The sequence below is a fragment of the Moorena sp. SIO4G3 genome (assembly GCF_010692305.1).
Classification (GTDB): domain Bacteria; phylum Cyanobacteriota; class Cyanobacteriia; order Cyanobacteriales; family Coleofasciculaceae; genus Moorena; species Moorena producens_A.
The window spans coordinates 1-20,150 of sequence record NZ_JAAHIG010000142.1 but is presented as its reverse complement, the minus strand read 5'-3'; the positions used below and the strand labels follow the sequence as shown (position 1 = coordinate 20,150).

The following is a 20,150-nucleotide window of genomic DNA, read 5'->3' as shown; positions in this document are numbered from 1 at the left end:
TGCCTTTGAGTCTAAAAAAATTGCCCTACTCAAAGCAGACTGGACTAATCGTGACCCAGCCATCACCAAAGCTCTAGAATCCTTCGGACGCAGTGGCGTACCCCTTTATGTCTTGTATCCACCAGACTCAGAATTTACCCAGCCTATTATACTACCTCAGATTCTATCCCCAGAACAAGTTCAACGTGCCATCAAAAATCTATAGGAAAGGGAGTAGGGAGTAGGGAGTAGGGAGTAGGGAGTAGCGATGCAGCGCGGTCTTGGGGAGGCAGTGCGGTCTTGGGGGTTCCCCCCATGAGCAACTGCCGTGGTTTCCCCCATGAGCGACTGCATCAAGACGGGAGTAGGGAAGGAGCACCGTAGGGAATATGGCATCAAAAATTATCACAATTCCTACACGGATTCCTATATAAAATTTAGCTATAATTTAAAGAAATGGAAAATTAAAAATGGACAGTAACAAGTAACAAGTAACAAGTAATAATCAACACTCAACAATCAGCCATCAAGAAACATGAACAATTTTCTCAAATTAAACGGTCAGAAAATCACCACCACTGGATTAGTAGCCCTAGCCTTAATTATCACTGGATGCCAGACTACTCCCCTCAGCAAAGATTCCAAAACTACAAGTCAAGCATCCACCGCAATTGCAGCATCATCACCATTACAGATTGATCAAAAAGCACCAGAATTCACTGGAGTTGACAGCAACCATACCACCCACAAGCTCAGTGATTTCAAAGGGAAAGTCGTAGTATTAGAATGGACGAATCACCAATGTCCCTTTGTCCGCAAACATTACAACAGCGGTAACATGCAGAAACTTCAGAAAGAAGCCACCAGCAAAGGAGTAGTGTGGTTATCAATAATCTCCTCAGCTCCAGGAAAGCAAGGTCATGTCACCCCTCAAAAAGCGAATGAATTGATGAAAAGCAGTAGCGCTAATCCCACAGCAGTAATTATAGACTCCGAAGGCACCATTGGTCGTCTATATCAGGCTCGCACCACACCCCATATGTATGTTATTGATACTGATGGAGTCTTGAAATACATGGGAGCAATTGATAATAAACCCTCAGCTAATCCAGCGGATGTAGAAACAGCTACCAACTATGTCCAAGCTGCTGTGGATAGTGTTATTACTAATAAACCAGTAGAAACAACAGTCACTCAGCCTTACGGTTGCTCGGTTAAATATAATAGTTAAAGACAGCGGTTTTCAATTCGGTGAGGTACTTTTGTTCTGGGTGTTAGGGAGCAGGGAGCAGGGAGCAGGGAGCAGGGAGCAGGCAAGAGGCAATAGGCAAGAGGCAATAGGCAAGAGGCAATAGGCAAGAGGCAAAAAATTATGTGTACCTAATAGCTATGAAAAACGCTATATTATATTTGAATACAATAGCTAAAGGTTCAATGTTGAAGATTGTTCGCCCTTGGTGTCATTACTATTGTCAAAGAAATAGGGTTCCGTGTAGGAATTGTGAGAACTTTTATTCTCTGTTCCCTATTCCCAGATCCGCTGTTTCCTGTTCCCAGATCCGCTGTTCCCTGTGCTAAAGTATTATTCACACATCAATTATATTCGCTGTATTTCTAACAACTTGTAAAAATTGCTCAAGAGTAGGACAAGGATTAGTAATACGCCATGCGATCGCTAAGACAATTTCTGCCGTAGAAGGTTGTACTGAGCGATAAACTACCCCATCTCGACGAAAACGTCTGATCGAATTGGGCAATAGAGCAATTCCCATACCCGCTGCCACAAATCCCAACATCAGTTGGGTTTCATTGGTTACTTGACTGACCTCAGGAGTAAAGCCAGCCTGGTGACAAACACGAATCACCGCCGAATATAAACCACATTGATCAGTATTTAATCCCAGAATGAACGGTTCATCCTGGAGTTGCTGTAGTTGCACCTGATCTTGACTAGCTAGGGGATGAGTTTCAGATACCGCCAACACCAACGGTTCTCGCAGAATCGTTTCCACCATCAGTGATTCATCTACCTTGCGAGGCACAATAAAACCCAAATCAATCCGTTGCTCCAACAATGCCTGAAGTTGTTCCCCAGTTGACATTTCCTTAGCCACAATGTGTACATCAGGGTATTGCTGCTTATAAGTTTGAATCGATAGCGGGACAATATCAGCTGAAGAAAACCCCTCAAACCCCAAGATAATCTGGCCAATTTCCCCACGACTAGCTCGCTGAGTAACTTGAACACCCAAATCCACCTGCTTCAGGATCCTTCGCGCCTCTAACACCAACGCCCTACCAGCTTCAGTTAGTTGAATCTGGGGCTTGGTACGATGAAAAAGTTGTACCCCTAAGCTTTCCTCAAGGCGTTTAATTTGACGACTCAAAGGCGGTTGAGCAATATGAAGCCGCTCTGCAGCTCGCCCAAAATTCATCTCTTCCGCCACGACCAGAAAAGTCTTAAGATGATTAAGTTCAATGTTAGATAGCATCAATCATACCTTTCGAGGTATCAAGTCCCTCCAAAAATTATATTAGACAAAATTAACATTACTACGTAAGCTAGTAATAGAAGCTTCTTTGGAGTAAAAATCTGAAGTAGTTTATATCACAAACTCCGTTACCAAATTATGGAATTATTGAGGGTAATATATCCTATACCATCTCCTAGTTAATAGGTAATTTATAAACCTATAACTTAGAGGATAACTATAGTAATAAGCTTACCAAAAAATTGCTTATTTCTTCAAAAGTATCTATCAAAGTTTGGCTTGGTCTTGATATTTATAACAAGTGGTGCGTTACGGGAAGGGCTTTCCCAACGCTTACGATCAGGGATAAAATGAGTTCTATACCTTCCCTAACGCACCCTACGTAACTTACCTATTTAATAAGATTACTCTTGACCTAATATTAACCTTCAACCAGTCAACCTATCAACCTATCAACCAGTCAACCAGTCAATCTTCAACCTTGGCCTTTCGGCCACGCTACGCGAACAACCTTGGCCTTTCGGCCACGCTACGCGAACAACCTTCAACATATCAACCTTAAAAGAACTAACTATGACCACAGAACTATCACCTTCAATGGGATTAAAAGAAGCAATAGAACAGCGTCGTGCTGCCCGTTCATTTCGTCGTGATCCAATTCCCAAAGAAATCTTAACAGAAATTTTTCGCTTAGGAGTGCGATCGCCTTCTGGTTTTAATTTACAACCCTGGCGCTTTATAGTCCTACAAGAGCAAGCTAACAAAGAAAAGTTAAGAGCCTGTGCCTTTGATCAGCGTCAAGTAACAGAAGCTCCAGTTGTATTAATTTGTTGTGGCGATCGCCGAGTTACTCAAACCGATTACATTGAATCGGTGATTCAACTTGGGTTTTGATGTTGGTGGAGTCAATGATGCTTATGCAGATTTTATGCGTAGCTCAATGTCTTGATGCAGTCGCTCATGGGGGAAACCACGGCAGTCGCTCATGGGGGGGACCACGGCAGTCGCTCATGGGGGAGACCCCCAAGACCGCGCTGCCTCCCCAAGACCGCGCTGCCTCCCCAAGACCGCGCTGCATCGCTTCCTCAAATGTTTGAGTATCATGTCTCCTTTCAATCCCCCGAAACCTGGACAAATCGTCACACTATGTTAGCCGTTGCTCATTTAATGATTGTGGCAAAAAGCTTTGGGGTTGATACCTGTCCCATGGAAGGATTTGTATCTGCTCAGGTTAAAGAAGCATTTAACATTCCTGCGGAAGTAGATGTGTGTTGTTTACTCCCCATGGGATACGCCGGTGAACCCTGTCTTGATGCAGTCGCTCATGGGGGAAACCCCCAAGACCGCGCTGCATCGCTTTAAACTCTATGGTGGACGGTTTGATATCGAACAAGTGTACTATGGCGAGAGCTTTGGAGAATCATTCCAGGTCTAGTATAGCGGTTTTCAATTTGCTAGGGAGTAGGGAGCAGGGAACAGGGAACAGGGAGCAGGGAGCAGGGAGCAGGAAATAGAGGGCAGGGAACAGCGATAATCTCTTTACCTCATAGTTATGAAAAATCCTGTAATCACCAATCACTAATTACCAATTATAGCGTTTTCCATACTTATCAAGTAGATTCAAATTTGTTACCCCTACTCCCTACTCCCTACTCCCTACTCCCTACTCCCTACTCCCTACTCCCTACTCCCTAACTGTCATAACCATGAAATTTCAATGAATACTAATTTACCAATAACTAATCACAACATTTGGATGCAAACCCAATGACTGTAACCACAAACAATCAAAAAATAATCAAAATTCGTAAATCCTCTGAAAGAGGACATGCTCATTACGGTTGGCTCGATTCTTACCACACCTTTTCCTTTGCTAACTATTACGATCCCGCTCATATGGGATTTCGCCAACTGCGGGTAATTAATCAAGACCGGATTGAAGGTGGAACTGGATTTGGAACTCACTCCCATAGAGATATGGAAATTATTTCCTATGTTCTAGAAGGAGCCCTTGAGCACAAAGATACCCTTGGTAATACAACAGTTATTCGTCCTGGTGAAGTGCAACGGATGAGTGCAGGAAAAGGTATTGCCCACAGCGAGTATAATTATTCAGGCACTGACATCGCCCATTTTCTGCAAATCTGGATTTTACCGAATCAAACCGGATTAAGACCAAGCTACGAGCAGAAATTTTATGCACCAGAAGAAAAGCAGAATCAATTAAGACTAGTTGCTTCAGAGGATGGACGGGATGGTTCTGTGAGCATTCATCAAGATGTTAATCTCTATGCCACGAATCTGGATGCTGGTGCATCAGTAGTAACCCATGCTAATCAAGATCGTCATATTTGGGTACAAGTAGCACGAGGTCAGGTCAAGTTAGATAATTACTTGCTACAAGCTGGTGATGGTGCTGCTATTTCTCAAGCAGAATCTGTGATGTTAGTGGGTCAAGATCAAGCAGAGGTATTGCTGTTTGATTTGGCTTGAATCCAGAGATTTTAGCATCTCTAAATCTGAAGTTACCCGTTTTCTATTGGCTCAAATTTCGGTAAGCATATGGGCTAGGGGCACGCTGCCCGAACAGCCGTCAGCTAATGGGTGTAGCGCATATGCTGAATGCTTACATCCTGTTGATTTATCATTAACCTTTCATCATTTACGAAATCGTTAAATTATTACCACTGATATAGCAATTCTACGACTTGTGAGGTACAAATTTCTGGTTTTTAGGGAACAGGGAGCAGGGAGCAGGGAGCAGGGACTTCGGAAGAGGGAAGAGGAACCCACCCCTAACCCCTCCCAGGAGGGGAAGGGAAGAGGGAAGAGGGAAAAAATAATGTGTACCTCATGAGTCCTAGAAACGCTATAATAGGTTATTTGTGGTATATCATTCCCTGAATTGCTATACTGTTGATTATATTATTGCTCAGATATATCAGATCCATTTGTGCTTGCAGATGCTTGATTTGCAGAACACAAAACTCCATTAACAGTAGCGGTTGCCATTAATCGAAAAAGCAGTTTATTTTTCAGAAAATTGACTTAACTGATTCGACACTTCGTGGTTGTATAAATTAGGGAGTATACAGCTGTTTTGTCTGTGCATTCCCTGTTATTTATCAGTGTCTCTATCCGATGTATGCGATCGGGTTTATCAACATTTAATGCCAGGTTTAACTTTTGTATAGCCATTCTACTACTTGTGAGGTACAAATTTCTGGTTTTTAGGGAGCAGGGAGCAGGGAGCAGGGAGCAGGGAGCAGCGGATATGGGAAGAGGGAAGAGGGAAGAGGGAAGAGGTCAAAACAAATGTGTACCTCATGAGTACTAGAAACGCTATATAAATTTCTAAGCATTCAGCGGTCAGGGGTCAGCTGTCAGCCATCAGCGGTCAGCCTTTGGCTGATAGCACCATCTGTAGCACCATCTGTAGCCCAAAATCGCTGATCCGTGACACGCGCTATACGCGACACGCGCTATAGCTGATAGCACCATCTGTAGCCCAAAATCGCTGATACGCGACACGCGCTATAGCTGATAGCTTACGGTAGGAGTATTATGGTTGTTCCTGAGATTGTTGCAACCACCCTTGGCAGTACTGAATCAGGGTCTGTATGCGATCGCATACTCCTTTCTGCCTTAATTTGGCTGTCTCAGCACTCCGGGATGCCTGCAGAAGCATCAGGTCATTTTCCAATAATCGGATCTGTTTGTAAATTTCGGTTTTTAGGGACTGCCATCGAGAGACATAATCCAGAGGTATGTCTGAGGCACTAATACTAGCGATCTGAGTGATAAACAGCCCCTTTAGTGCTTGAAACTGCTCCTGAAGTGCTGATCGGGCCACATCATCAGGGTCAACTTGACAGTACATTTGTTCTAGGGCTTGTTGGAATTCCCGTAATGCTTGATCATGTGATTGAGATAACATTGTGAGCCCAGTTAGCGTAAAATTATAAATGTAAAGAATTTTTTCTTTTTAAAGACAGGGTAGTTACCAAACCAACAATTTGGCTCTGCCTCTTAAATATTGGAGTAAGCTTCCATCTCTTTGAACTTGAGCATCCGGACAGCATTCTGGCTTGACGAAAAAGGAGGGTGAGAGGAAGCTTTACTGACACTGACTGCTTGCTCAGAAGGGTTTGGCTGCATCGACAGGCTTGCCACCCTTCTGAGTCAGCACTCATTTTCCTAGACTTCGGTTTTCCTAGACTCCGGTATCTATTTTTTCTCTGAGGGGCAAATAATTATGGACGCGATCGCCACCTACTCTATTTTGAATTTTAACGTTAAGATTCCTGACTGGCTGCAAGATTCCCTAAGAGCCGCCTCATCAGCGGCAGAGGAACCAGTCGGTGATCATACTTTGTTAATCGCTGAGGCATTTAAATTTGCTTACCAACTCCATGAAGGTCAGTACCGCAAATCAGGAGAGCCTTACATTGCCCATCCGATTGCAGTGGCTGATTTATTAAGGGATTTGGGAGGCAACTCTACTATGATAGCGGCTGGATTCCTCCATGATGTAGTTGAAGATACGGAAATTACTCCAGAAGAAATAGAATCCCGGTTCGGAGTGGAGGTACGAAATTTAGTAGAAGGGGTAACCAAACTATCTAAATTCAACTTCTCCAGTAAAACTGAGCGTCAAGCGGAGAACTTCCGCCGGATGTTCCTCGCCATGGCAGCAGATATCAGGGTAATCGTTGTCAAACTGGCAGATCGATTACATAATATGCGAACCTTGGAATACTTGAAGCCAGAAAAACAGGTTCAGATTGCCCAAGAAACCCGAGATATCTTTGCCCCCCTAGCCAATCGGTTAGGAATTGGTCGCTTTAAATGGGAACTAGAAGATTTAGCCTTTAAGTATCTCGAAACAAATGCTTATCGGGAAATTCAGTCATTGGTATCAGAAAGACGCTCAGACCGGGAACAGCGCCTGAAGGAAGTCTCAGAACTTTTGCGAGAGCGGATTCATAAAACCGGTGTTCATTGCGTTGATATTAGTAGTCGCCCCAAGCACCTGTATGGAATATATCAGAAAATGCAGCGCCAGAACAAGGGGTTTCATGAAATCTATGATATTGCTGCCATGCGGGTGATGGTGGAAACCAAAGAGGAATGCTACCGAGCCTTAGCCGTTGTTCATGATCTGTTCAGACCAATTCCAGGTCGGTTTAAAGATTATATTGGTTTACCCAAACCCAATCGCTATCAATCCCTCCATACCGGAGTGATTGGGTTTAATGGTCGCCCGATCGAAGTCCAAATTCGCACCCTGGAAATGCACCATGTGGCGGAATGGGGTATTGCTGCTCACTGGAAGTATAAGGAAACCGGTGGCTCTAATACTACCAAATTCACGGCTGATGATGAAAAGCTGACTTGGCTGCGGCAGTTATTGGAATGGCAGAAAGACCTGAAAGATGCTCAGGAATACATGGAAAACATCAAAGATAACTTATTTGATGAAGATGTCTATGTATTTACACCAGATGGTGACGTAGTCGCTTTGAGTCGGGGAGCAACCGCCGTAGACTTCGCCTATCGGATTCATACCGAGGTGGGAAACCATTGTGCTGGTGTACGAGTTAATGGTGAGTGGCGGGTACTCGATTGTCCTCTAAAGAATGGGGATATTGTAGAAATTCTCACCACCAAAAACGCTCACCCTAGTCTAGATTGGCTCAACTTTGTGGTAACAGCCAGTGCCAGAAATCGTATTCGGCAATGGTTTAAGCGATCGCATCGGGAAGAAAATGTGGCTCGGGGTCGGGAACTCTTAGAGAAGGAACTTGGGAAAAAAGGATTTGAAGCCTTGCTCAAATCAGCACCAATGCAAATTGTGGCGGAGCGCTGTAACTACCACAAAGTAGAGGATTTACTGGCTGGTCTGGGTCACGGTGCAGTGACGCTCAACTTTGTAGTGAAACGACTACGGGAAGAACTACACGCTGGTTTAGACAATGAGCCAGAAGAAAGTGAAGTGATCCAAGAGTATTCTAGCTCTACCTCCATTCATCTGCAATCCCAACTTCCTAGTAAGAAACATCCTATTGCTGGTGTAGAAGGACTACTGTATCGCCTGGCTGCATGTTGTAACCCCTTACCGGGAGAATCCATTATTGGGGTAGTCACTCGCACTAAGGGGATTTCCATTCATCGGCAAGGATGTGTGAATGTGGAAAATGTTTTAGGAGAAAGACTGGTACCGGTCAGCTGGAATCCCACTGATATCGATGATGGGCGTCCCCAAACCTACCCAGTAAATGTGCAAATTGAAGTCATTGACCGGGTTGGTGTCTTCAAAGACATTCTATCTCGCTTAAGTGACCAAAACATTAATGTCCGTAAAGCTCAAGTCAAAACTCAGTATGGCAGACCAGCTCTAATTGATCTGTGTATTGATATTCTCAATCACCAACAACTCAACCGCAGCTTTGCCAAAATCCAACACATGAGCGATGTGTTAAATATCCGGCGTGTTTCTCAGGTTGAGGAATGTAATTGAAGGTAAGAAGGTTAGGAGGTTGTTCCCGTAGCGTGGCCTTTTGGCCAAGGTTAGAAGGTTAGAAGGGTAACACTCAACAGTCAAGAATGAAGCTTCCACCACCTGAACGAAGTGGTGGTGTCTTATGCTAACTTAGGATTACCCCTAACCCACAAGTCACATAGACAAGCCCAGCCTCTAGGCGGTCGTCCAGTGCTTTTGCTGGAACGACCCTCACCGTCATTTCTGCGAGTGAGTTTAAACACGCCTCTAGCACCGATGTTGTAAGCACCATTAAGATCTGCATTGAAGTACTTACCTGAGGGGAAGGTTGCTAGGGAGTATTTTTTTGAATTTCTCTTAACCGTACCGGAACCATCATAGGCAAGTTTTGAAGTGTAAGCTGCCACAACTTCTATTAGTTTACCTCCCAGTTCCGCCCATTTCATTTCTGTAAAATCGCGAATTTTAGACTTGAGCCATCCGTGAAATTTTTGCCGGAGTTTAGACCGTTTCTTGCCACCTTTTGGCTTCCAACCCTTAAGATTCTCAAATACAATAGCTAAGGCCGTAGGCCACGCTACGCGAACAGAGTTGAACTCCTTAGCAATGTCCACAATTCGCTTAGAAACAATATGGCCGATTTGATGGTTAATCCTTCGGCATTTTTGATAGGTCTTAGAGCAAAATCCTTTATGAAGTTTTCCACCCTTACCCATGGTCAATGATGCCCGCATAGATACGGATTTCAGTCGTTTGTCCCTACGGTCTATGTCTCTCCCCGGATGAAGAAATTCGCGGTGGATTACAGTGCCGCTATGAGTGACAACCGCTATTGTTGCAGTAGTATTTATCCCCAGATCTACCGCAGTAACGTTAGCTTCTGGTTTTCTTTTTTCTGGCTTACAGGTGAATGGAACAGATAAATGGCAAACCCTTTCATTGAAAACTAATGAAGGGGACATCATTTTGTTATTTGCCACCAGGTGACGCTCTCTTAATCCAGTGATTTGAATGGTAGTCCAAAGCCAATCAGAGCCATTGAAAACCTTGATTTCGACCTGGTCATAGCCATGTAGTTTATAGCATTGCCCCTTGTATAGAGAGGGATAACAACCAGTGTCTGCATTTAGCCTTGGAGCAAGCGCGTCCTTTCTTTTTCTGTTTCCCGATTGCCACTCCCGGTAACGAGTAACAAAACTACTGACTTGGCCAGCGGAAAAAGCAATCGCAGCACGTCGTAGATAACTGGGGAATTTGTAGAAAGTTTTGTTGAACTGAGGATATTTTACGTTGGGACGTTTAGCTGTCTGATGCATTAACTTTTCGACAGCTGGAGTTAGTTGATCTGCTGTCAACTCTCCCAATTCAGACCAGTGAGTATAAATTATGCCAACCAAATACCGACAAGCACGGCGATACACCTTAACCGTCTCCCCTAAAAGCATTTTATTATCTGGGGTTGGATTAAGTTGCCACTTGTCGGTTCGTATGACTTTAGTCGGCGTTTTCACTGGTCTAACAAACTGGTTTATAGTTAATATTTTAGCCTACAAAAGATAAGACGGCAATTCGGAAAAGCCGTTCGCGTAGCGTGGCCTACGGCCTCCGCTTCGCGAACGAATGATTGGTGTTCCAGCCTTTAGCAACTAACAGCTGTATGCTCCTTAACCCCCACCTGAACGAGGTGGGGGTTAAGGAGCATTTTTGTTCAACAAACCACTTCTTTTTCTTCTGAACGTCGTCTAGGCACTTCATAGGTGAAGAAATCATGGGCTAAGATGGTATTTGGGAAAATTGCCCGTGCTTCTTGAAGCAAATCATCTAACCTCAGGGGGTTTCCTGGAGCATAACGAGGACTGAAATGGGTCATAATTAGCTGTTTTACTCCTGCACCAAGGGCAACTTGAGCTGCCATGGTAGACGTAGAATGTAAGCGCTCAATAGCCATCTGAGCGTCTTGATGGGCAAAAGTAGCTTCGTGAATCAACACATCCCCATCTTTTGCCAGTTCAATGGCCTGCTCACAGAAGATAGTATCGGTACAATAAACCACTTTACGACCAGTTTCGGGTGCTCCACACAATTCAATGCCCTTAATCTCACGGCCATTAGGTAGGGTAATCGTTTCTCCCCGTTTGAGTTTACCGTAAAGCGGACCAGAGGGAATTCCTAATGCGATCGCTTTTTCTACATTAAACCTGCCCGGTCGGTCTTTTTCACACACTCGATAGCCAAAGGCTGGTACACGATGCTCCAGGGGTAGACAGCTAACGGTAAATTCCTGGTCTTCGTAGAGTAAACCAGGTTTTATCGTGTGAACCTTGAAGGGGAATGCCAAATGGGTGCGAGAGTATTTTAGGCAAGCTTGGAGATAACTATCTAAACCCGGTGGTCCATAAATATCAACCCTGTCGATGTTTCCCGCTAAGCCACAGCTTGCCAACAGACCTGGGAGTCCAAAAATATGGTCGCCGTGGAGGTGGGTAATGAACATTCGTCGGATCTGGCTGGTTTTCAGGTCACTCCGCAAAAGTTGATGCTGAGTACCTTCGCCACAGTCAAACAGCCAGACTTCTGCACGCTGAGGTAAGCGCAGCGCTACACTGGACACATTGCGCGATCGCGTTGGGACTCCGGAGCTAGTTCCTAAAAATGTAATTTCCACGCAGCCTGTTTTTGAATCTTCCTCTATATATAGTACACAGCCTGAGTCTGATCATGCTGAGTGCTCAATTAGCTGAGATACAAAGTTCTGGATTTTAGGGAACAGCGGATCACCGGAACAGGGAAAAAATCCTGTTTACCTAATTAGTATTATCAACGCTATATAACGTGACATTAGGCAGGGCAAACGCATCGAATTTTTCTTGACAAATGACCAAGATTATGCTATAATTCACCATGCGATCGCTAACTTGCTCTTTAGTCACAATAGCGATTAGATCGTTTGCCCTGATTGGATGATACACCTGGGTAGAGGCAATCATGATCATCGTTTCGTACACACTGTCAAATAGGAAACCTGAAATTGTCAGAATATATTAAATCAGAATACCGAGATTTAGCCAAAAGTGACTCCCTTCAGAACAAGAGAAGCAGTATGTTGCAAATCGGTTATACAGAAAAACAACTGGAAATGTTACCACCGACTGCAATCATCGGTATCTCATGTGGCAATCCTCTTGAGTTCTGTAACTTGAAACCTGGTAAGAAATTGTTGGATTTGGGGTGTGGTGTCGGCACGGACGTTATTCTTGCAGGATTGGAGGTAATGCCTTTTGGCAAAGTGATCGGTCTCGATTTTCTTCCTGAGATGATTGATCGAGCTCAGTCATGTGCAGCAGACTGCAAACAACTGAAAGAGGGCGTAGCTGAATTTTTAAACCTAGATGTAAGTGAAGGAAAATATCCATTTGAAGATAATTACTTTGATTATGTGATTAGTAATTGCTGTATATGTCTCGTGGACCAGGAACGAGTATTTCCTGAAGTATTTCGTATCCTAAAACCAGGAGGAGCTTTTATTTTTTCTGAAGTTGCAAGTAAAGAAAAAAGGCCATTACCTCAGAAATTATTCCGTTGCATTCAGGAAGCAATAGACAGAGGTATTAAGCCCTCTAATGACGGATCGTTAGGAAGCAGAATTATGAGAATTTATGTGACTCTCGTAAATAATAATGCTATTGAACCAATCGATACTTTGCAGAAATTAAGAAATGCAGGTTTTGAGAATCCAAATATTATTCAAGAACGGGTTCAACCATTGGATGATGGCTCTATGCCGAAGATGATTCATGATACTTTACCTAAAGTAGAGCTCGAGCAATATATGACAAGATTGAAAGGATTTTTGTCTCAATCGAACGTGAATGATTTCATGTCATTTGTTACCGTAATGGCGTTGAAATCTTGACTCATAGTTTATTTGAGAGTTAATTTTGTCTTAAATGATGTCAAACAAATCTAATGTAACCAGCGTCGATCCCAGTAAATATATTGAACCAATACCTTCTAAAATGCGGAGAGTTGGCGTTACATTGCCTTCTACAGACGTTACAATAGAAAAGGAATTTTATAAATATTTGCCCGATTCCATCAGCCTGCATTTCACGCGAATGCCTTTAGATTCCGTAACGGAAGAAGGGCTTGAAAAAATGAGCGAATCTGCTCTTGACTGTGCTAGGCTTATCGCCGATATGAAACCGGATCTTGTTGTCTATGCCTGTACCAGCGGAACCTTTATTAAGGGCAAAGCATTTGATGAGAAAATGAAAGAAAAAATTGAATTGGTTACTGGAGTGCCAGTCATTTCGATGGCATCTGCAGTCATAGAATTGTTGAAAGAGACAAATATGACAAAGGTGGCTACCTATGCTCCATACCCTCCATCGATTTGTGAAAAATTGAGGGACTATATCCAATCTTTTGATATAGGTATTTGTGGAAACTATTCTCTGGGGATTACCGATGACAATGTATCCGGGAATCTGACGAGTGAAAATATAGCTCGTTTTGTCATGGATTACAATACAACAGATTCGGATGGCATTTTCATCAGTTGCAGCAATCTAGAAATCATTGATCAGTTGAATATGCTGAAACGGGTTTTGCATAAGCCTGTATTCTCCAGTAATCTTGCTGTTATAGCGTCCATACTGAAATATTTCGATTATCCTCTTCAATATGAGATATTTCAATGCTGTCTTCATGAGAATCATCCCCTTATTAAAAAAGACAGTAATTATTCAAGAACCAACTAATCTTAAGTGTCAGATCTAGATGTAGCGGCTTGCAAAAATAAACCCCTCGGCTCGCAAAAACTAGCGTTTTCGGCCCAGAATAATCAGCACATAGATAAAAGTGAGTGACATTTAGCGTGAAGAATTGATTTTTTACTATGCCTAAAACACTGGAAATATTTGATTTACTAGAGTCAAATGTTAGGAGTTATATCCGTACTTTCCCACTTGTTGTCAAGAAGGCCTATGGTTCTATACTTCTTGACGAGAGTAATCATAAGTACCTTGATTTTTTATCGGGTGCAGGCACTCTAAACTATGGACATAATAATCCTCAAATCAAGAAGAGCTTAATTCAGTACTTGGAATCAGATGGTTTGGTACATGGGCTTGATATGGCCTCAGTAACAAAACGAGATTTTATAGAGGCATTTGATAGATTGATCCTGAAGCCTAGAGGTCTTAACTATAAACTTCAGTTTTGCGGACCTACTGGCACAAATGCTGTTGAGGCCAGCTTAAAGTTAGCTCGGATTGTCAAACAGCGTAAGAGTATAATTTCCTTCACCAATGCATTTCATGGAATGACTCTCGCTTCGCTATCTGTCACGAGTAATCCTTATTATAGGAACAACATCCCTTCTGTATTAACTGCTAATACAGCTTTTATGCCTTATTGTAATTGCACGGATGAAGCTTCAACTTCACTTAAGTTAATTCGAAAATTTCTGGAAGACAACTCCAGTAAGATGGACATACCTGCAGCTATGATTGTTGAGACTATCCAAGGCGAGGGAGGGGTTAATGTGGCAAGCTCAGAATGGCTACAAGGGCTCCAAGCTATCTGCGAAGAATTTGGGATTATTCTAATTATTGATGACATTCAGATGGGATGTGGTCGTACAGGAGAGTTTTTTAGCTTTGAAAAAGCCAAAATAGTACCTGATATTGTTCTGCTTTCAAAAGCTGTTGGAGCCTATGGCTTACCTATGGCCTTGGTTCTGATTAAACCTGAACTCGATCAGTGGAATCCAGGTCAACATAATGGTACTTTTAGAGGGCATAATCTAGCATTTTTTGCTGGAACACAAGCATTAAATATTTACTGGAAAACTGATGAGTTCTCTCATGAAATTCAGCAGAAATCAGTTTTGGTAAGGAAAGAGCTTCTCAGGCTTGTAAAGAGTTATCCAGAAGCAGAGTTGGAAATTAGAGGTCGAGGCTTAGTATTTGGCTTGGAGTCAAAATCTGATCCAAAGTTAGCCATGAAATTGCGTCAAGCTTGCTTCAAAAATCGGCTAATCTTAGAAACTTGTGGCAGAAATGATCAAGTGCTGAAACTCTTGCCAGCTTTAACTATTTCCGAATCCCAGCTAAGACAAGGCTTAAATATTATTGAGTCTGCTTTGGCATATTAACTTACTATTTAAGAAGGCTTAACATGATTGTGAGAAACCTAGAAGAGGCAGTAAAAAGTGAACGTAGAGTTCAGAGTAAAACGTGGGAAAGTATTCGGTTGCTTTTAAGATCTGATGGCATGGGTTTTTCTCTTCATATCACTACTATCTATGCAAATACAGAGACCCTAATTTGGTATAAAAATCACTTAGAGGCTGTTTATTGTATAAGTGGAGAGGGAGAAATAGAAACCTTAGATGATAACAAAATCTATCCTATCTATCCTGGTACTCTTTATGCTTTAAACAAACATGACAAGCATATTTTGCGATCAAAGGTAGAAATGCAGATACTATGTGTTTTTAATCCCCCTCTTCATGGAAAGGAAGTTCACGACACAAGTGGATCTTATCCACTGGAGGCTGAGGAGATTCAATGCTGAAATAATAACCTATCAAATTAGACCTGCGAACAAGGAATTTGAAAAACTCTTAAAGTGAATGTAGTGTTATGGTGCTAAACTTTGTTTACCTAAATCTCCAGGAACACCCTAGAGGCAATTACATGTTGGATTGCATTATCAAGGAAGGCTATGTCCCATTAGCAGTGATTGAAGAAGTATCATCTACAGCTACCATAGGGAGAGAAAAATTAACTACTGATTTAAAACAGAGCTCCTTGGGTGTTCCTTTACCTTTATCTTTGAAGCAAATACTTTCTGAACTTAGTGTTCCCTGTTTTAAGGTTGCTGATCACAATCATCAAGAATGCATAAAACTCCTTCAGGACATTAATCCGGATCTTATTGTCCTAGGAGATACCAGAATTCTAAAGCAAGGTATTCTTAATATACCCAAAGATGGAATTATTAATGTTCATCCTGGATATTTACCAGATGTTAAAGGTAATAATCCATATATTTGGTCAATTATCTATGATTTACCTTTGGGGTGTACAGTTCATTTTATAGATACAGGTGTAGATACTGGCCCAATCATCAAGCGTCAAAAAATATTTCTAGAGAGAGAAAAATATTTTCCAGATCTTTTGGTAGAAATTAATAGTCTATGTGGTGAGTTGCTTGTAGATTCCTTGAAACAGATTTCCAGTGGTTTAGTGAAGAGTATAAATCAATCAGAACTAGCTAGAGAGACTTCTGAAGTCAGGACATTTCGATTAGCATCTCCAGCAATAAAAGCATTAGCAGTTGAGAAGCTGGAGAAGGGAACATATTTGCATCTAGTGTCAGTTTAGGAAGCATTACCTGCATTTCTCACAAATTTATTTTATGACCAGATTTTGAGGTTAAAAGTGAATAATTTTAAACAATAAGAAAAATTTTCGGCTCTTGCCGACCAATCATATGACTAAACTAGGGCGTGTCTGCAAACTGTTGTATACTGAGTAAAAAGACGATCAAAGACCAGGGCAAACCCATCTAAATCAGATTGAAAAATAAGCAAAAATATGCTAAGCAAACCCTCAGGGTAAACGCATCTTAAATTTTCCTCAAAGTATGGTCTAATCTAAAGGAATCCAAATCCCGATAATTTCCGAACTTGGCATGGCATTATGGTGAAAGGTTTTGCTCCAACTTCAACACCGGATAAAAAGTCTCTTTCTATTGGTAACAGTCTATTGGTAACAGTAAGGACTTTTTGAAAAACAGTTTTTTGAGGCACTGTCTTGATGCAGCGCGGTCTTGGGGGGAACCCCCTTTGGCGGCCCTGCATCGCTATTCCCTATTCCCTTTGCTATTAGACCTATGCCATTAAGTGATCTCCAAACAGCACTCGGGAAGCTAATTGCAGCGCGAGCATCTGCAAAATGTTTATCCTCAGAGTCCCTAGGGTGGCTAGACAGCCTCAAGTTGACCCCTGAGGAACGAACTTGGCTTGAGCAATTGATAGATTCCGATACTTTTTAGCTACCAAAATCTACTTTGCAGATTTTAGCCCACTAATGCAAGCTGCTCTCGCAGCCAGGGGGTATCTCCCAAGGCCAAGATAGGAATTGTTCCGCTCTTGGCGCTATTATCTGTGTTTAATAGAAAACGCAACCACTATCATTAAAGCTTTGGTTTTCGGCTTCAATTCAAGTTACAGAATGTTTTCAATGACACTAGATTCCTAATCAAAGGATAACATATTTTTGTAGATACTGCAAGATATTTGGAGAAAATCGTCAACAGTGGCTAGCCCCTGGTTTTGATGTTACCTGCCAGATTCAGCGATGGTGGCGTGAGATGCGTGTGAAATCAATGGCACGGATGACCCTAGCGCTACTTAAGCCTGACCAGGGTATAGAGCTTGTTAACACTTATTTAGAATGCACCCCCTGTCCTTCCCTGTTCTTGGTGCCAGAAGCGTTAGGATTCCTTGAATTTGTGATCTGTGTTTCCCTGAAGATTCCCGATCTCGAAGCAGTGGCCAAGTTTGAAAGAGCACTGTTAATGGCTGCACAAGCTGCTCCGTTATCTTCCAAGCAGATGTCAGATATAGCAGGTAAACCTCTATCTGAACTGATTCAAAGTCAACTGCCAATTTCAATTGTAGAATTTAGTGCCCCCCCTGAGAAGATACTGGGTGCCCTGATGAACGGTCAGCCTTTACCTGAGTCCCAAGAAGACGTTTTTCCGGTTCTGGTTGCGCCATGGTTACCACAGTTGTGGCAGCCTATAACAAAGGGAATCGGGAATCGGGAATCGGGAATCGGGAATCGGGAGTAGGGAATCGGGAGTAGGGAATAGGATTCTATCGCGTAGGGTGCGTTAGGGGTGGGCTAACCGTGATTTTCGGCCTCTGAGCGCCTGGTTGAAATAGCCCACCCCGTAACGCACCACTTTTTTAATTAATTTCAATAATATACAGTCTAAATGCACAACAACTTAAGAAGTTAAGAAACTAATCAACCAACAAATCAAAAAAGAAATTTAGTTTTTAGCATTGGTACTACAATACTATTGTTGTTACTGTTGTGTTCTGGAGATATAATTACAAATAGACCGGGAGTGATGGATATATTGTCATTAATTTGGTAGCGATAAAAGGTCTCTAAGTGATAAGATACATCCGAATCTTGACGACTGTTAATATCATTTTCAGCTAGTCTAGGGGGCATTCCAAACACGAAACCTAATTCATTGCCTTCTTTGCCTAAATCGGGAAATGCCATAGTTATCGCCCAAGTCCAGATATCAGCTTTAGCCCCCTTTGAGCCATCCAAACCACTTTGGCGAGGAGAGGATTCAGCGTTGGCATTGATATAACTGAGCCAACCCCCAAGGGCAAAACCAGGACTAAGTCGATATCTCCCTTGTAAGCCAAACCCATTAGCGGAGGTAGCGGTTTGATCACCAAAGGGTGCTTGGGAAAATTGACTGCCAGTACTGCCAGTGACATCAATCCCTGAGTTTGGTTCAGGAGAATAGTAATGGACATAATTCAATCCAATCCCTAAGCGCTGATTTGGTGTCAAGGTTAGCTGAGTGAAAGCACCAAATTGACCATTAAATAGTCCATTACCTTCGGTGGGATTAGAGATACTAGCGGCACTACCTAAATAAGCTACACTGATTCTAATTGAGTCATTAAATTGATAACGAATAGCAGCGCCACCACCTTCAGCTAGGCGATAAAGGGGGTTATGTACTCCAAAACGGGAGAGGGCTGAGACCGGATTGAGCGGGTCTGTAATCTCATCGGCTGACAGACCGGCTGCTGCAATATGAGCTTGAATGCGATCGCTAATCGGGAATCGATAATATAGTTCGGTTATGACAAACTCGTTGTCAGTATTTGTCTCAAAGTCATAGAGAGTCATGTCTGTGCCATCAAGGGGATTATTAAATTCAGGCACATCGGTGGTATCGATTCTAGTGCGTAACAGGTCTTTACCGGTGAAACTGGTATCAAAGGATAATAGGGCAAGACCTGTGAATGTAGTGGTAAGACTATCGTCTTGAGTAGGGCTACTGCAACAAGGGGCAGCTTTGTTATCAGTGAAGTAGTCAATTAGGATAAAGTCTACTTCGCCATTGAGCTTAGTAGTGGTGGAAAACTCAGTAATTTCCACTTCAGCAGTACGAGCGGTTACAGCATCCAGGTTACCACGGAGTCGAGCTAGTTCCAGGGTAAACTCTCCTTGCAAACGCTTGATTGCTTCTAGATCTTCTTTAAAGTAGGAAGATGACAAATCGGGACCAACAATCAGCTTACTGAGCTGATCGAAACAGGCATTGAGAGCAGCAGCAAATTCATAACGGTTGAGGGCACGATTGCCACGATAGCTACCATCAGGATATCCTGCCATACAACCGTAGCGCTCTACGATGGATTGTAAGGCTTGGAATGCCCAATCTGTAGGCTGGACATCCGATAACTGGGATACTGATGTGACCTGAGCCATCGGATCATCTGTCTGTTCGATATTGGGTTCGATATTGGGAGTTAGTTCATTCTCAAACTCTTGTGTACTTGTTGGTAATTCCGTTATTGGTGATCCTGGGAACAACTGGGAAACAGGTGTCACCTGCTCCATCACTCCCACAGAGATGGGGGGAAGTAACTCTACTGCTACGGATAATTCCTGGGCGGTTGTTGACTTTGGTTGAGATTCATTGGCTAGACCATGGGGAGTTAGTAGAAACGCTGCAGCGATCGCAGCTGGAGTTACATGGGGCAAGCTCCAAGTCAGTTTGGGCATTGGGAACGATAGTTGACTACTCACACCGAAACTAAGGTGCGCGCCTCCTAGGGCGCGAGGGATTGCTCCCGCCCTTGGGTCGCACCTGATTGTATGATCGCGCAAATCTTAGCAATTTGCCCAGTAGGATGATGGTAATAGGGGTAGTTTTCTTAGATTAGGGTTAAGCAGAAAGTGTGGGGGGAGAGGAGTTAGATATGCATCCGCTGTTTGTACACTCAAACGTATTTGATCTGGCTTATACCGGGAAGGCCCAACGCGGAACTCCAGTCAACGTGAGTTGGCGCACAGGTGTGCCCGTCGCGCTGTGGACCACATAGAGAGACGTTAGAACAA

At 42.9% G+C, this 20,150-nt stretch carries 24 protein-coding genes; 13 read left to right on the top strand and 11 right to left on the bottom strand.

Annotated elements, in window-relative coordinates; translation table 11 throughout:
• Positions 1-205, top strand: a 205-nt coding sequence (locus tag F6J99_RS23135) for a hypothetical protein (RefSeq protein WP_293115693.1), incomplete at its 5' end; no start/stop codon positions are given.
• Here the strand turns inward: F6J99_RS23135 and F6J99_RS23130 are convergent.
• On the bottom strand, positions 181-321 hold the full coding sequence (locus F6J99_RS23130) for a hypothetical protein (protein ID WP_293115691.1): 141 nt from the start codon (positions 319-321) through the stop codon (positions 181-183). The two genes, F6J99_RS23135 and F6J99_RS23130, sit on opposite strands and share 25 nt — an antisense overlap.
• Positions 322-514: 193 nt before the next feature.
• Between F6J99_RS23130 and F6J99_RS23125 the strand changes: the two genes are divergently transcribed.
• Positions 515-1,210 carry a redoxin domain-containing protein gene (locus F6J99_RS23125; protein ID WP_293115689.1) on the top strand — a complete coding sequence of 232 codons (696 nt, stop codon included), beginning with the start codon at positions 515-517 and terminating at the stop codon, positions 1,208-1,210.
• Here the strand turns inward: F6J99_RS23125 and F6J99_RS23120 are convergent.
• Positions 1,207-1,338 carry a hypothetical protein gene (locus F6J99_RS23120; RefSeq protein WP_293115687.1) on the bottom strand — a complete coding sequence of 44 codons (132 nt, stop codon included), beginning with the start codon at positions 1,336-1,338 and terminating at the stop codon, positions 1,207-1,209. The two genes, F6J99_RS23125 and F6J99_RS23120, sit on opposite strands and share 4 nt — an antisense overlap.
• Before the next feature lie 227 nt (positions 1,339-1,565).
• Positions 1,566-2,471: a LysR substrate-binding domain-containing protein gene (locus F6J99_RS23115; protein ID WP_293115685.1), complete on the bottom strand. Its 906-nt coding sequence runs from the start codon at positions 2,469-2,471 to the stop codon at positions 1,566-1,568.
• 573 nt (positions 2,472-3,044) lie between these two features.
• Here F6J99_RS23115 and F6J99_RS23110 point away from each other — a divergent pair.
• Together F6J99_RS23110 and F6J99_RS23105 are read left to right on the top strand one after the other, a co-directional pair.
• Positions 3,045-3,365, top strand: a complete 321-nt coding sequence (locus tag F6J99_RS23110) for a nitroreductase family protein (RefSeq protein WP_293115683.1) — start codon at positions 3,045-3,047, stop codon at positions 3,363-3,365.
• A 66-nt stretch (positions 3,366-3,431) separates the two neighbouring features.
• The gene (locus tag F6J99_RS23105; RefSeq protein ID WP_365973963.1) at positions 3,432-3,833 is read left to right on the top strand and encodes a nitroreductase family protein; all 402 of its coding nucleotides are present in this window, start codon (positions 3,432-3,434) and stop codon (positions 3,831-3,833) included.
• Between the two features lie 58 nt (positions 3,834-3,891).
• Here the strand turns inward: F6J99_RS23105 and F6J99_RS23100 are convergent, their stop codons facing one another.
• Positions 3,892-4,050: a hypothetical protein gene (locus F6J99_RS23100; RefSeq protein WP_293115681.1), complete on the bottom strand. Its 159-nt coding sequence runs from the start codon at positions 4,048-4,050 to the stop codon at positions 3,892-3,894.
• A gap of 188 nt (positions 4,051-4,238) precedes the next feature.
• Between F6J99_RS23100 and F6J99_RS23095 the strand changes: the two genes are divergently transcribed.
• Complete coding sequence (locus F6J99_RS23095; protein WP_293115679.1) at positions 4,239-4,964, top strand: pirin family protein; 726 nt, start codon at positions 4,239-4,241, stop codon at positions 4,962-4,964.
• A 709-nt stretch (positions 4,965-5,673) separates the two neighbouring features.
• Here F6J99_RS23095 and F6J99_RS23090 read toward each other — a convergent pair.
• The 3 genes from F6J99_RS23090 to F6J99_RS23080 form a co-directional block, all read right to left on the bottom strand.
• On the bottom strand, positions 5,674-5,799 hold the full coding sequence (locus F6J99_RS23090; protein ID WP_293115677.1) for a hypothetical protein: 126 nt from the start codon (positions 5,797-5,799) through the stop codon (positions 5,674-5,676).
• Between the two features lie 234 nt (positions 5,800-6,033).
• The gene (gene patD, locus F6J99_RS23085; protein WP_070394628.1) at positions 6,034-6,408 is read right to left on the bottom strand and encodes a heterocyst frequency control protein PatD; all 375 of its coding nucleotides are present in this window, start codon (positions 6,406-6,408) and stop codon (positions 6,034-6,036) included.
• 92 nt (positions 6,409-6,500) lie between these two features.
• A complete protein-coding gene (locus F6J99_RS23080; RefSeq protein ID WP_293115675.1) occupies positions 6,501-6,629 on the bottom strand; it encodes a hypothetical protein in 129 nt (42 codons plus the stop codon).
• Positions 6,630-6,726: 97 nt separating this feature from the next.
• On the opposite strand from F6J99_RS23080, the gene F6J99_RS23075 reads away from it, so the two are divergent.
• Positions 6,727-8,991, top strand: coding sequence for a bifunctional (p)ppGpp synthetase/guanosine-3',5'-bis(diphosphate) 3'-pyrophosphohydrolase (locus F6J99_RS23075; protein ID WP_293115673.1), 2,265 nt, complete (start codon positions 6,727-6,729; stop codon positions 8,989-8,991).
• 122 nt (positions 8,992-9,113) lie between these two features.
• On the opposite strand, the gene F6J99_RS23070 is transcribed toward F6J99_RS23075, so the two are convergent.
• The 3 genes from F6J99_RS23070 to F6J99_RS23060 form a co-directional block, all read right to left on the bottom strand.
• Entirely contained in the window at positions 9,114-10,484 is a 1,371-nt protein-coding gene (locus F6J99_RS23070; RefSeq protein WP_293115671.1) for a transposase, read from the bottom strand.
• A 197-nt stretch (positions 10,485-10,681) separates the two neighbouring features.
• Positions 10,682-11,638 carry a ribonuclease Z gene (locus F6J99_RS23065; RefSeq protein ID WP_293115669.1) on the bottom strand — a complete coding sequence of 319 codons (957 nt, stop codon included), beginning with the start codon at positions 11,636-11,638 and terminating at the stop codon, positions 10,682-10,684.
• Positions 11,639-11,777: 139 nt separating this feature from the next.
• Positions 11,778-11,960 carry a hypothetical protein gene (locus F6J99_RS23060; protein ID WP_293115668.1) on the bottom strand — a complete coding sequence of 61 codons (183 nt, stop codon included), beginning with the start codon at positions 11,958-11,960 and terminating at the stop codon, positions 11,778-11,780.
• Between the two features lie 41 nt (positions 11,961-12,001).
• Here F6J99_RS23060 and F6J99_RS23055 point away from each other — a divergent pair, with 41 nt between their 5' ends.
• The 7 genes from F6J99_RS23055 to F6J99_RS23025 all read left to right on the top strand — a co-directional run bounded on the left by F6J99_RS23055 (position 12,002) and on the right by F6J99_RS23025 (position 17,838).
• Positions 12,002-12,886: a methyltransferase domain-containing protein gene (locus F6J99_RS23055; protein WP_293115667.1), complete on the top strand. Its 885-nt coding sequence runs from the start codon at positions 12,002-12,004 to the stop codon at positions 12,884-12,886.
• Between the two features lie 34 nt (positions 12,887-12,920).
• A complete protein-coding gene (locus tag F6J99_RS23050) occupies positions 12,921-13,733 on the top strand; it encodes a hypothetical protein (RefSeq protein ID WP_293115665.1) in 813 nt (270 codons plus the stop codon).
• A 137-nt stretch (positions 13,734-13,870) separates the two neighbouring features.
• Positions 13,871-15,130, top strand: coding sequence for a diaminobutyrate--2-oxoglutarate transaminase (gene ectB / locus F6J99_RS23045; RefSeq protein WP_293115663.1), 1,260 nt, complete (start codon positions 13,871-13,873; stop codon positions 15,128-15,130).
• Between the two features lie 23 nt (positions 15,131-15,153).
• The gene (locus tag F6J99_RS23040) at positions 15,154-15,552 is read left to right on the top strand and encodes an ectoine synthase (RefSeq protein WP_365973958.1); all 399 of its coding nucleotides are present in this window, start codon (positions 15,154-15,156) and stop codon (positions 15,550-15,552) included.
• 164 nt (positions 15,553-15,716) lie between these two features.
• A complete protein-coding gene (locus F6J99_RS23035) occupies positions 15,717-16,364 on the top strand; it encodes a formyltransferase family protein (RefSeq protein WP_293115659.1) in 648 nt (215 codons plus the stop codon).
• Positions 16,365-16,812: 448 nt separating this feature from the next.
• On the top strand, positions 16,813-17,037 hold the full coding sequence (locus tag F6J99_RS23030; protein ID WP_293115657.1) for a hypothetical protein: 225 nt from the start codon (positions 16,813-16,815) through the stop codon (positions 17,035-17,037).
• 318 nt (positions 17,038-17,355) lie between these two features.
• Positions 17,356-17,838, top strand: coding sequence for a hypothetical protein (locus F6J99_RS23025; protein WP_293115655.1), 483 nt, complete (start codon positions 17,356-17,358; stop codon positions 17,836-17,838).
• A 191-nt stretch (positions 17,839-18,029) separates the two neighbouring features.
• Here the strand turns inward: F6J99_RS23025 and F6J99_RS23020 are convergent, their stop codons facing one another.
• Complete coding sequence (locus F6J99_RS23020; protein ID WP_293115653.1) at positions 18,030-19,814, bottom strand: iron uptake porin; 1,785 nt, start codon at positions 19,812-19,814, stop codon at positions 18,030-18,032.
• Positions 19,815-20,150: the final 336 nt, after the last annotated feature.

What these genes read in the sequence shown, in the direction of transcription:
- F6J99_RS23025 (WP_293115655.1), top strand. Translation starts at nt 17,356, where the DNA reads ATGCGTGTGAAATCAATGGCACGGATGACCCTAGCGCTACTTAAGCCT.
- F6J99_RS23095 (WP_293115679.1), top strand. Translation starts at nt 4,239, where the DNA reads ATGACTGTAACCACAAACAATCAAAAAATAATCAAAATTCGTAAATCC.
- F6J99_RS23060 (WP_293115668.1), bottom strand. Translation starts at nt 11,960, where the DNA reads ATGATTGCCTCTACCCAGGTGTATCATCCAATCAGGGCAAACGATCTA.
- F6J99_RS23110 (WP_293115683.1), top strand. Translation starts at nt 3,045, where the DNA reads ATGACCACAGAACTATCACCTTCAATGGGATTAAAAGAAGCAATAGAA.
- F6J99_RS23090 (WP_293115677.1), bottom strand. Translation starts at nt 5,799, where the DNA reads ATGAGGTACACATTTGTTTTGACCTCTTCCCTCTTCCCTCTTCCCTCT.
- F6J99_RS23050 (WP_293115665.1), top strand. Translation starts at nt 12,921, where the DNA reads ATGATGTCAAACAAATCTAATGTAACCAGCGTCGATCCCAGTAAATAT.
- F6J99_RS23040 (WP_365973958.1), top strand. Translation starts at nt 15,154, where the DNA reads ATGATTGTGAGAAACCTAGAAGAGGCAGTAAAAAGTGAACGTAGAGTT.
- patD (WP_070394628.1), bottom strand. Translation starts at nt 6,408, where the DNA reads ATGTTATCTCAATCACATGATCAAGCATTACGGGAATTCCAACAAGCC.
- F6J99_RS23075 (WP_293115673.1), top strand. Translation starts at nt 6,727, where the DNA reads ATGGACGCGATCGCCACCTACTCTATTTTGAATTTTAACGTTAAGATT.
- F6J99_RS23115 (WP_293115685.1), bottom strand. Translation starts at nt 2,471, where the DNA reads ATGCTATCTAACATTGAACTTAATCATCTTAAGACTTTTCTGGTCGTG.
- F6J99_RS23125 (WP_293115689.1), top strand. Translation starts at nt 515, where the DNA reads ATGAACAATTTTCTCAAATTAAACGGTCAGAAAATCACCACCACTGGA.
- ectB (WP_293115663.1), top strand. Translation starts at nt 13,871, where the DNA reads ATGCCTAAAACACTGGAAATATTTGATTTACTAGAGTCAAATGTTAGG.
- F6J99_RS23105 (WP_365973963.1), top strand. Translation starts at nt 3,432, where the DNA reads ATGGGGGAAACCACGGCAGTCGCTCATGGGGGGGACCACGGCAGTCGC.
- F6J99_RS23130 (WP_293115691.1), bottom strand. Translation starts at nt 321, where the DNA reads ATGGGGGAAACCACGGCAGTTGCTCATGGGGGGAACCCCCAAGACCGC.
- F6J99_RS23080 (WP_293115675.1), bottom strand. Translation starts at nt 6,629, where the DNA reads ATGCAGCCAAACCCTTCTGAGCAAGCAGTCAGTGTCAGTAAAGCTTCC.
- F6J99_RS23020 (WP_293115653.1), bottom strand. Translation starts at nt 19,814, where the DNA reads ATGCCCAAACTGACTTGGAGCTTGCCCCATGTAACTCCAGCTGCGATC.